At 62.1% G+C, this 11795-nt stretch carries 5 protein-coding genes; 4 read left to right on the top strand and 1 reads right to left on the bottom strand.

The window, feature by feature from the left end; translation table 11 throughout:
- The first annotated feature begins 11 nt into the window (after positions 1-11).
- From E1263_RS20255 to E1263_RS20245, 3 genes are all read left to right on the top strand, one after another.
- A complete protein-coding gene (locus E1263_RS20255; protein ID WP_132169632.1) occupies positions 12-590 on the top strand; it encodes a hypothetical protein in 579 nt (192 codons plus the stop codon).
- Positions 591-919: 329 nt separating this feature from the next.
- Positions 920-2791, top strand: a complete 1872-nt coding sequence (locus E1263_RS20250) for a DNRLRE domain-containing protein (RefSeq protein ID WP_132169630.1) — start codon at positions 920-922, stop codon at positions 2789-2791.
- A gap of 152 nt (positions 2792-2943) precedes the next feature.
- Positions 2944-4374 carry a LamG domain-containing protein gene (locus E1263_RS20245; protein WP_165956692.1) on the top strand — a complete coding sequence of 477 codons (1431 nt, stop codon included), beginning with the start codon at positions 2944-2946 and terminating at the stop codon, positions 4372-4374.
- A 947-nt stretch (positions 4375-5321) separates the two neighbouring features.
- On the opposite strand, the gene E1263_RS42795 is transcribed toward E1263_RS20245, so the two are convergent.
- Positions 5322-5561 carry a hypothetical protein gene (locus tag E1263_RS42795; protein ID WP_165956691.1) on the bottom strand — a complete coding sequence of 80 codons (240 nt, stop codon included), beginning with the start codon at positions 5559-5561 and terminating at the stop codon, positions 5322-5324.
- Between the two features lie 196 nt (positions 5562-5757).
- Between E1263_RS42795 and E1263_RS20240 the strand changes: the two genes are divergently transcribed.
- Positions 5758-11199, top strand: a complete 5442-nt coding sequence (locus E1263_RS20240; RefSeq protein WP_165956690.1) for a polymorphic toxin-type HINT domain-containing protein — start codon at positions 5758-5760, stop codon at positions 11197-11199.
- Positions 11200-11795: the final 596 nt, after the last annotated feature.

The following is an 11795-nucleotide window of genomic DNA, read 5'->3' as shown; positions in this document are numbered from 1 at the left end:
GCCTGATTCCGATGAACCCGAGTGCCTTGCCTGTTCAGCAACTCGTTGCCCGTGCCAAAGACGGAAGCTTGTCAACGGCTGATGTCGACGAGGTCGTTCAACGGCTGAAGAGCGAGGCGCCGGGGGAGTCGACGTACCGCTTGCTGTATGTCGTCGGCAGAACAGGGGCGACGAGACACGAATCGCTCGTCGCCTCCTTCCTCGACTGCCAAGAAGACCCAATGCTGGCTCGGCTCGCGCTACAAACGCTATGCACGTTCTGGGGCAAGTCTGACCAATACCTCAGCGACCTCCGCCGATTCGTCGCAGGCGTCGATTGGGACACCGACGGGGACGTACAGCAGGTAGCCCTATCGGCTGCTGGCGAGTACCTACGACACAACCGCGACCGCACCCTGTTCCAGTCCGTCTTCAACGCCTGCACCAAGGCGCTTGGCGGCGAAGTCGACCAACGGGTAGCGCTCGCAGCCCTGGCCCGAGCCCTCGGCACGCCACAAGCCGAACTCAGCACCAGCTACCTGAAAAGGTCCCGCCCACAACTCCTTATCCAAGCAGCATCTTGGCTGGACTCGCACTCCCCAGACGAATAGCCCGACCACTCACCGCACGGCCCCGGGTTCTGCAACTTAGTGCAATTTGATGGACACGTTCCGTCTCCGGGCGGCAGGATGACTCGCTGCCGCCCTGGGGAGGGAACCACACAGCCACGCGTGCAACCCAACACCTTCAGCGAACCGCATTTGTATGGGTCGTTTGTATGGGTTGTCGCTGGTGGTGACCGCCAGAAAGACCCAGAGTTAGCAATCTCGGGAAAACGAACAACAGTGGGGTGGGGAACGTGACGCGGGGATCTCGTGCTGCTTTGGCGCGCCTAAGTGGCGCCAGAGCTTCAGCAGCCGTACTAACAGCATTGGCCGTCTTGGCCACAGGTCTGCACGCCCTCCCGGCTGCTGCGGCCCCACCTCCACCAGTCTCGAAGGTCGGGCGAGACAGCGCAGAAGCCGCCAAGTTCGCTGCCACGAGCGGGTCGCCGGTCGAGATCGCCAATCTCACCACGGAGACCTCGCAGACGTTCGCTAACGCGAACGGTTCCTTCACTGCGGAGACGTCGAACGGTCCGGTTCGGGTCAAGCGCGACGGTGCTTGGCATACGATCGACACCACACTGGAGTTCCGTTCCGATGGGACGGTCGGCCCAAAGGCTGCAGCATCCGAGATTTCACTCTCCGGCGGTGGCGCGGGCCGGATCGGGACGACGGGCGTCCCGGATGGAACCTGGACGCTGAACTCGCCCTGGACCCTCCCGCGGCCGACCCTCAACGGCTCGACCGCAACGTACGCCGAGGTTCTGCAAGGCGTGGACCTCGTCCTGGACGCAACGTCTGAAGGTTTCAGCTACAACCTGGTCGTGAAGACCCGCGAGGCGGGTTCCGACCCCGCTCTGAAGTCGATTCATTTCCCGGTCGAGACCGAAGGTCTGTCACTGCGGACGAACCGCCCCGAAGGCCCGGCCTACGTCGCTGCTGACGGACGGCTGGTTCTGACGGCGGGGGACGCGGTCATGTGGGATTCCGCGAAGTCCAGTCCGCAAGGAAAGGCCGTCGTACCGCGTAAGTCAGCTCAGCTGGTGGAGGACGGGCCTGCAGGTGCTCACGCCTCCGAGATGGAGCTGCGCGGAGACGAGAGCGGCCTGACAATGATCCCCAACGCCGAACTGCTCAAGGCCTCCTCGACTGTCTACCCCGTCGTCCTGGATCCGGAGACGAAGCCTGTCGGACGCACTGCCTGGGCAGCTGCCTGGGAGCTCTACCCGACCACCTCGTTCTTCAATACCAGCCACAGTCTTGGTGTCGGTTACGAGTCCTACGAGCAGCACAAGATCGTCCGCTCGTTCTTCCAGTACGACACGGCTCAGTTCCGTGGCAAGAAGATTACCGAAGCGGTCATGAAGACCTACGAGACACACTCCGCCAGTTGCGAGAAGAAGTCGGTCACTGTCAGCCGCACAACTACCATCACGACGCGCACGACCTGGAACAACCAGCCTGGTGTGCAGATGGAGGCCGGAAGCCAGAGCTTCGCCAAGGGTTACAGCTCAGCCTGTCCGGATGGGTACGTGGAGTTCGACGTGACACCTGCGATCGCCGATACTGCCGCGAACGGCTACGGGACCGCGACCTTCCGGCTCCGTGCCACCGATGAAAAAGACGGCCTTGCCTGGAAGCAATTCAAGTCCGACAGTGTCCTTCGCATTTCCTACGTGACGCCGCCAGACGTTCCCCGCCAGCTGGGTCTCACCGATCCCGCGACGGGTTGCGACACCGCTGCCGACCCGGTGAACGTCGGATCCTTCAATATCCAGTTCGCGGTCGAGCCCATCCTGCAAGGCCGCGTCAACGAGCCCAACGCTCGACTCCAATCCGACCTCGAGATTTTTTCGAGTACCGGGCGCCTGCACTGGTCCAGGAGGCTTGGCCCCGACCTGCCGGGTACGGTCCAGAAAATCTCGATCCCGAACACGGACGCAGCAAAGATCTTTCTCGACGGCGCGACCTATCACTATCGAGCCCGAACGGTCTATCCGATTCCTGGTGGCGAGACTCTTGTCTCCGAATACCGAGGGCCGTGCTTCTTCAAAGTCGACAGAGACGCTCCACCGCCGCCGGTTGTCACGGCAAAGTACGGCACTCGCGATGTGCCGAACTGCCACAATGCCCCGTCCACCTGCGAAGAGGTGGCCCCGTTTGGCGAGGGCGTCAGCTTCACCTTCGAAGGGAAGCACCGGATGTAGTCCGCCATGAATATTGGTTTGACGGTGAAGCCCATCGTTCAGTCAGCGGACGCATACCGACGAAGGTTCTGATTCCGCCACAGGGCAACAGGAACCGGCTGACCGTCGTCAGCTATGACCCAGCGGGACACGTCGGCAAGCCGGCGTCGTTCGTGATCAACGTTCAGAGCGCTGCCCCGCCGGTGAGCGACTGGTCGTTCGATGACGGCACCGGGACGACAGCTGCCGATAAGGCGACTCCTGCTCACCCGCTGACCGTGTCCGGTGGCGGGGCGTTCGACGACGCAGGCCGCGATGGAAATTCCATCCGCCTCGATGGTGTGAACGACTATGCCGAGACACCGACAACGACGGTCGACACATCGAAGAGCTTCACCGTGTCGGCCTGGGTCCGTCTGTGGACACCTGCTGATGCGGTTGTCGTCAGTGCGGCGGGCAATGTCGCAAGTGCTTTCCAACTCACTTATTCGGCTACGGCCAAACAATGGGTGTTCCAACGGATGGCCACAGACGCGATGAACCCGGCGATTGTGAAGGCTTCATCCGAAGAGCCGGCGGTCCTCGGCGCGTGGACGCATCTGACGGGCGTCTACGACAGGGCGACCGACCGGATACAGCTTTACGTCAATGGGCGCCTTCAGTCGCAGGGCGACGTCGCCTTTCCGGCCGACAAGGCCTGGAAGGCAGCGGGACCGATCAGCGTCGGCAGAGGGCAGTACAACGACGTCTTCAAGAACCGGTTCCCCGGTTCGATCGACCGGGTCCAGATCTGGAACCGGGCGATGAGCGACGCGGCTGTCATGAGTCTGACGAACGTTCAAGCAGACTCAGCGGCCGTCGTCAGTCAGGCTGCCCGTTGGCGGCTCGACGGCGCCTCCCAAGGCGCAGATCAGGTGTGGCGTACCGAAGAGTCGGTCTACGGCGCCAACATGGTGATGTCCGGATTTGGTGCGAGCAGCGATCAATCCACGGCGTTCGTCGAAGACGATGATCGCGGACGAGTACTTCGATTCAGCGGTGCGCCCGGCGAGGCGCTTTCGCTGCCGCGCCCTCTTGTTGACGCTGGGACGACATTCTCGGTTGCCGTCTGGGTCAAGCTCTCCGATCCGTCGAAGCCCGCGGTGATCGCACGTCAGGCAGGCGTCGACCGGGATGCCTGGCGGCTGGAATGGGATCCGGGTGACGACGGCTTCCAAGGAGAGTGGAAGTTCACCCGGGCGCGTGCCGACGGAGCAGGTGAAGATCCACCGGCAACCGCCAAGGCCCTCCATGAGGTCGTGTCGACCGAGTGGCAGCTTCTCGTCGCAACGTACGACGCGAACCGACCAGGTTGGGCGAACCAGGATCGGCTGGGCCGGATCACCCTCACTGCGAACAACCAGGTGAAAGCCGACGGAGATCGGGACCACACGTCGCCCTACCGCCTGGGCAACACGGTTGTCGGCAAGGGGCGTGCCGCTGCAACCGAATTCGCAGGTCTCATCGACGAACTTCGGATGTACGTCGGACCGCTGACCGACAGCGCAGTCTGCAGAGAATTCCCCGAGCTCAGCGGCAACGGCTGCTCGACGCCGGCCGGCTGATAGGAGATCGAGATGTCGAAACGACTCAGAGGTGTTGTCTTCGTGGTCTCGGCGGCCGCGCTGCTAACAACGGTGCTGACGGCCCAGGACACCAGCGCGCGAGCCGATACACAAGGTTCCGCGCCGCCTGCGCTGGCGGATCGGAAGGACGCAAAGGTCCACCCGATGGACACGGCTGCGGCTAAGAAGTCCGAGGACGAGCGAGCATCGGCGATGCGCGCCGGTCCGGCTCCACAGCCGCCAACCTGGCCCGAGGCAAGCGATCGTACTGTCCAACTGTCTGGAGCCTCGGGCGTTCTGAAGGCGCCCGGGTCCACTGGCGCGGTTCGTTTGAGTGCTCGGGCCGATCGGGCAAAGGTTGGCGCTCTCGCGCCCGGCGCTGCGCGCCTTAAGGTCCTCGACCGTTCGAAGGCGGACGCCGCAGACGTCTCCGGGTTTCTGCTCACCGTTGCCCGTGCGGATGGGCGATCGGGGGAATCGCAGGCCGAGTTGACGGTCGACTACTCGGCTTTCGCGCAGGCCGGCGGCGGTGACTGGGCATCGCGACTTCAGCTGGTATCACTCCCCAGATGTGTTCTGACGACACCGGCAAAAGCTGGGTGTTCGACTCCGAGTCCCGTCACCGGCTCGGTCAACCACCAACAGCAGAAGACGCTCAGCGCGCCGGTCTCGCTCGGAGCCGACGAGCGAGTAATGGCCGTGACCGCGGCGTCCGAATCGAGCAGCGGCGACTATGGGGCGACCGCCCTGTCGCCTTCCGCGTCGTGGTCGGCTGGACGGAACAGTGGTGACTTCACCTGGAACTACCCGCTGCGTGTCCCGCCGGCTCCGGCCGGCCCTGCTCCGAGCCTCTCGATCGACTATTCGGCGCAGTCCGTCGACGGCCGTACCGCGGCATCGAACAGCCAGCCGTCCTGGATCGGTGAAGGATTCGATCTGAGTCAGTCCTACATCGAACGCAAGTACGTGTCGTGCAACGACGATGGCCAGGCGGGTAAGTACGACTTCTGCTGGAAGTACGAGAACGCGACCCTTGCGCTCAACGGCCAGGGCGGTGAACTGGTCAAGGGCGCCAACGGCTGGCGGCTCAAGAACGACGACGGATCGAGGATCGACAAGGTCGTCAATCCGACCGGCAACGGCGACAACGACAACGAGTCGTGGGTGGTCACCACCGCCGACGGCACCAAGTACCACTTCGGCCGTGACGACGTTCTGCCGGGAAAGGACGTCCCGGCGACCAACTCGGTCTGGACGGTTCCGGTTGCAGGGAACGGTAGCGGCGAACCATGCAACTCCGCAGCGGGCTTCGCCAGTTCATTCTGCGACAACCAGGCCTGGCGCTGGAATCTGGACTACGTCGAGGACACACACGGCAACACGATGACGCTGTGGTACGACAAAGAGATCAACTACTACGCAAAGAACGGTGACACGAAGGCTTCGAAGCCGTATGTGCGGGGTGGGTATCCGACGAAGATTCTGTACGGCCAGCACAAAGATTCCATGTCCTCGAACGCGCCGATGCAGGTTGTGTTCGGCACCCAGGAGCGGTGCCTGCAGGACTGTGCGTCATTGACGAGTGCCACGAAGCATCGCTGGCCGGACGTGCCCTTCGACCAGATCTGTGCTGCCGGTGCAACCTGCACAAAGGTGGGACCGTCGTTCTTCTCGCGTCGTCGACTTGAGGAGGTCACCACCAAGGTGCTGACGGGGGTCTTCACGCATGACGTCGATCACTGGAAGTTGACCCAAGACTTCCTGGCTTCCGGCGACGAGGTGTCGGGCAGCGCCCTGTGGTTGAAATCGGTAACCCATACGGGACGAGCTCAGGGAGCCGCTGCGTCCCCCTTAACCGTTACGTTCAAGGAGTTCGGCCTCTCGAACCGGGTCGACTCGGTCAACGACGGCATCTCACCGCTCCGGAAACTCCGGGTCGGTACGATCTGGACCGAGACAGGTGCTCAGATCACCGTGAATTACGCGCAGCCGGAGTGCCGCGCCAAGACCAACTCCGATCCAGGCAAGATGCCGGCATCTGCGGCCAGCAATGCGTTGCGCTGTTATCCCGTGCGCTGGCAACCGCCGCAGTCGGCGGAGATGGACGACTGGTTCCACCGGAATGTCGTCACCCAGATCAGGGTCAACGACGTGACCGGAGGCGCCGATCCGGTCGTGACCAACTACACCTACGGCGGTGGCGGTGCGTGGCACTACTCGGAGAACCCATTGGTTCCCCCGAAGGAACGTACCTGGTCCGAATGGCGCGGCTTCCGGACTGTCACGACCAGCTCTGGAGACCCGGCGGCCGAAGGCCCGAAGTCGAGAACAGTGACTTCATACTTCCGCGGGATGAATGGCGACTGGTCAAATGCCAACGGCGATCGCAAGTCGGTGTCGATTCCCGACACCCAAGAAGGCTCGGCGGTCGACGCGCCAGAGCTTGCGGGCCTCGTCCGGGAGGCGATCACCTATGCGGCCATCGACAGCAACACCCAGATCTCCGGCTCAGTGACCGACTACTGGGTCCACGAGACCGCAGAACAGACGGTCGACCCGACCACTGTCCCGGTCGCGAAGAGAATCATCAGGCGCGCGAACCTCGTCAAGCCGTCCACCGTGACAGCTCGGATACCCCGTGACGGCGGCCGTCCGGTTCTGCTGAACAAGGCAACGACGACGTACGACACCGACACCGGTCTCCCAGCCACGTCCGAGGACCTCGGCGAGCCGGGCAAGTCTGACCCGTTCTGCACCGTCACCTCCTACGCAAAGAACGCGACGACCGGACTGCGAAACCTGGTTTCGCGGGCCGTGGTCTCGAAGGGCCGCTGTGACGAGGAGTCCGCCAACCCGCCACAGAGCAGATTCATCTCGGACCTGCGAAAAATTTACGACGAGGGTTCATTCGGTCAAGCTCCGACCAAGGGTGAGCTACGCACGGTTGAGCGGGCGACCGGCTACACCTCGGGCGGGGCACCGAGCTACCAGACCATTGCCACAACGACGTATGACGCCCTTGGCAGGCCGACTGCGGTAACTGACTCCTTGGAACGCACTTCCCGGACGGCTTACGTGCCGGCCGGTAGCGGTCCTCTGCAGGAGACGACGACTTGGTCGCCGCCGATCAATCCGGCCAATCCCAACAGCCCCAAACTCGAGACCAAGACCACCTACCGCCCGGAATGGGGCAGTAAGGCTCAAGAGACAGATCCGAACAAGAAGATCACTGACCTGGAGTACGACGCGCTTGGGCGGCTGACGGCCGTTTGGCTGCCGAACCAGCCCAAGGCTGAGAACAAGCTTCCCAATATGCGCTACGCGTACAACCTGTCAGCAACGGCTCCGTCGTACGTGCGCACTGACGACCTGAATACCTCCGCCGACGGCTATCTGTCCGGCTACGCCATCTACGATTCACTCCTGCGCAGCCGGCAGGTGCAATCGGTCGCTCCCAACGGCGGCCGCCTGATCAGCGAAACGAAGTACAACACTCGTGGTCTGCCGGTCTTGCACAACAACGACCTCTGGAACTCTGCCGCGCCCTCGGGCAACCTCGCTGTTGTTCTCGACACCGCAGTTCCGAATCAGACCCTGCTGACCTATGACGGTGCCGGGCGCCCGACGGAATCCACCTATGCATCGGCAGCCGTTCCCCAGTGGTCGACGCGAACCATCTACGGCGGCGACATCGTTACGACCCTGCCGCCAAAGGGGGCTCCGGCCACATCGGAGATCAAGGACTCACGCGGTCGCGTGATCGAGCGGCGTGAGTACAACGGCTCGGCGGTGACAGCGGACTACATTGCGAGCAAGTACACCTACGACACGAGCGGCAAGGTCGCGAAGTTCACCACCGCAGGAGCGACCTGGACCTATGACTATGACCTTGTCGGCCGCAAGATCAGCTCGACCGACCCTGATTCCGGTACGACCGCCTACGAGTACGACAACGCTGACCGGCTCATCGCGCTGACCAATGCAAACCAGAAGAAGCTCATCACCAGCTACGACAATCTCGATCGTAAGGTCAGCGTTCACGAGGGGGCGAAGACAGACGCGAACCTGCGACTGAGCTGGGACTACGACCTGTCCGGCAATCTCGGCCAGCTCTATCAGAGCAGTCGATACACGGTAGGCAAGGCAGGTCCGGTGTACAGGTCCCGGATCGTCGATCGGAACCAGCTCTACAAGCCGAAGGAGACCCACCTGGTCATCCCGGAGTCCGAAGGGAAGGAACTCGCCGGGACCTACACGACGGCGACCGGTTACCGGCCCGATGCGGAGACGATCGACTTCACGGCTGTCCCTGGCCGCGGCACGCTGAGCAACGAGAAGCTGTACTACACGTACAACGAGCTCGGGCAGCCGATCTCGATGAAGAGTGGCGACGCGACCTATACGAACGAAGTCCAGTACACCGATCTCGGTGACCCGCAACGCTATGAGCTCGGCACTGCGGAGAACATGGACATCCTCAACGAGTTCGAGCAAGGGACACGCCGGCTTCTGTCGAGTGAGTCGGGCGATGTCGCGACGTTCTCCAATCATCACTACGCCTACGACCAGGCCGGCAATCTGTTGAAGGACGACAACAAGGTCGACGGCGACGCCCAGTGCTACAAGTACGACGGCCACGCCCGGTTGACCGAGGCCTGGTCGCCCAGGAACGCGGATTGCGCCGCAGCGCCGTCCGTCGCCGGGCTTGGTGGACCAGCGCCGTACTGGCAGTCGTGGACCTTCACTCCCAACGGTCTCCGGCAGACCGAGACCGACCACACTTCTGCAGGCAACACGACGGCGACCTATGCCTACAACACGGCGCAGCCGCATTCGCTGAAGTCCATCACCACGACCGGTGCGGCGCCGCGACCGATCGCTAGCTATGCCTATGACGCGGGTGGAAACACTACACAGCGGCCAGACCCGGACAGCGGCGTTCAGGCATTGACATGGAACGCCGAGAACAAGCTGCAGAAGCTCGAGAACGTGGCAGGCGACACTTCGTACATCTACGACGCCGACGGCGGACTCGTCCTGCGTAAGAGCCCGAGTGAAACGATCCTCTATGTCGGCTCTTTGGAGTTGACTCTCGACAAGGCCACGAAGACGGTCACATCGAAGCGCGAGTACTCGATCAACAATCAGGTGGTCGCCGTCCGATCGAGTGCGACCGACCTCAAGTGGCTCGTTCCCGATCACCACGGCACCTCCAGCGTCGCGGTCGACTCCAAGACCTTGGCCGTCACCAAGCGCTACACCAACCCTTTCGGAGTACGCCGCGGCCCCGAACCAGTCACGTGGCCCAACGAGCATGGATTCCTGGGCAAACCCGAAGACAAACTCACCGGCCTGACCCACATCGGCGCCCGCGAGTACGACCCCGGTATCGGCCGCTTCATCAGCGTCGACGCCTTGATGGATACAACCGATCCGCACCAAATGCTCGGCTACACGTATGGGTCCAACAATCCTGCGACGGTGTCCGACCCCACTGGCCTTCAGGAACGCGAGGAAACAGGCGGCGGCACCAGCTGCTCAGGTCCGTGCCCCACCGGCCCTGCCCCTACCACCACCGAGCCCGACGATGATGGTGGTACCAACGACGGTGATAGCGGCGGCGACAACGGCGGCAGCAACGGAGGCGGTGGCAACGACAACCACCACGCTACCGGCTTCCGTGGCTTCGTCGGCAAGGTTGCCCACAACCTCGACCGCGGCAAGAACGCCTTCCTCGACTACCAGGCAGGCATGGGCGCACAGGGCCTCGACACGGTAAAAGGCTTTGTTGCAAGCAGCCAGATGAGCTTCCAGTGCTACGCGCTGCTCGACTGCTCCGCACAGGTCAACATCGTGAAAACGGTCGTGCGTGACCCCAAGTCTCTCTGGGATGCCATGGTGGACCCGGTCAAACAAGACTGGGCGGCAGGTGAAAAGTCCAGAGCAACCGGTCGAGTCTCCTTTATGCTCAGTGAAGCCTTAGTCGGCACCAAGGGTGGCGGCAAGCTAGCCTCCACCCTTGCCGCAGCCGCTAGAAATACAGCCGGTCACGGAGGTACTGGTCTCGGAGCCAAGTTCACGTCCGCGTGGGCCAAATTCAGAGGAGTTGGATGTAGCTTTGCAGGCGCAACCGCAGTCCTAATGGCCGATGGAACCCGCAAACCCATCGAGCAGATCAGACCTGGAGACAAAGTCCTCGCGACCGACCCCGAATCGGGCGAACAAGCAGGCAAGACAGTCCTGCAGGTGTGGGTACACGACGACACCCTGACAGACCTTGTGGTCGCCGGCGGCAAGGTCACCACAACCGAAGACCACCCCTTCTGGTCAGTAACCGATGGCCGCTACGAACGCGCCGACGAACTATCGTCCGGCGAAAAGCTCCTCAGCGTCACCGGGCGCGCTGTCCTGGTCGCCGGGCTCGTGGCGAGAACGGCTCATCGGGCGCCCGCCTATAACCTGACGGTAGCCGATATCCACACGTATCATGTGCTGGCAGGAACCGCGCCGGTACTCGTCCACAACACGGGACCGAATTGCAAGGTTCCGCATGGCGGTACGAATGGTGATCAGCTTGGCGGGCAAATCTTCCACGATAGCGACTATTCCTTGGATGAGATCACTCAATTTGTGCACGGGCACACGGGTGGGGGAAACCCGGCAATGGGAAGGCCTTCGCCGGCGCAGGTGGAGACCACGTTGAGGCAAGCTGGACCGCATCAGTTGCCAGGGCAGAATTCATCTCGATTTGACCATGGTGGCGTTCGTGTCATTGTCAACTGGGATAAGCCATGGAAATCGACAGCCTACTACCCGGAAAGATGAGGTAATGTCACACGTTGAATCGCGTAATTGGTTATGTCGCCACCTGGGCGCGGCTGAAGCGGACCGCCTTGGGCGAACTGTTGTCAGCGTCGCGCCAGCGCAAATGTTGGATCTGGTCACGCTACTGCTTGGATGGTACGAGCATGTGACTCGGATCGAGAAGGAGTTCGAACTTCCCGATTCGGACAGGTCTGTCTGGGGTGCGCATGACTTGGTTGCTGCCGACTTCCTTCGGGATTTCGTCGCCCGGGGACTTGAGTTGGTCCCTGAGGGTGAGGCGAAGAATTTTCTAATTGCACTCAGTGAGGTAGATTCAAAATTTCTTTCATATACAGAAGAAGATAAGGACCGCGTCGTTATCGGGCTCAGTGGCGATGAATCTGAGATACGTGGATGGTGGTGGTCACGCATTCCAATTTCTGGACCCGTACGTAGGGATCTCGACCAGTTGTCTGAGTCGTTGTAATGAAAAGCGCTACTTTTTAATGGGGTCCCGGCGCGTCTTCCGATGTCTTGTTTGGGCGGTTTTGACGGTTTGTGTGTGAGTTGGGCCTGACTGGCGCGTCGGGTGGGCGGGTTCCGGGTCCTTGGGGTAC

Source organism: Kribbella antibiotica (assembly GCF_004349055.1).
Classification (GTDB): Bacteria; Actinomycetota; Actinomycetes; order Propionibacteriales; family Kribbellaceae; genus Kribbella; species Kribbella antibiotica.
This window is presented reverse-complemented; position numbering and strand designations above follow the sequence as displayed.

Bases quoted from the DNA above. Each gene is read 5' to 3' on its own strand.
- E1263_RS20255 (WP_132169632.1), top strand. From the start codon at position 12: ATGAACCCGAGTGCCTTGCCTGTTCAGCAACTCGTTGCCCGTGCCAAA.
- E1263_RS20240 (WP_165956690.1), top strand. From the start codon at position 5,758: ATGACGCTGTGGTACGACAAAGAGATCAACTACTACGCAAAGAACGGT.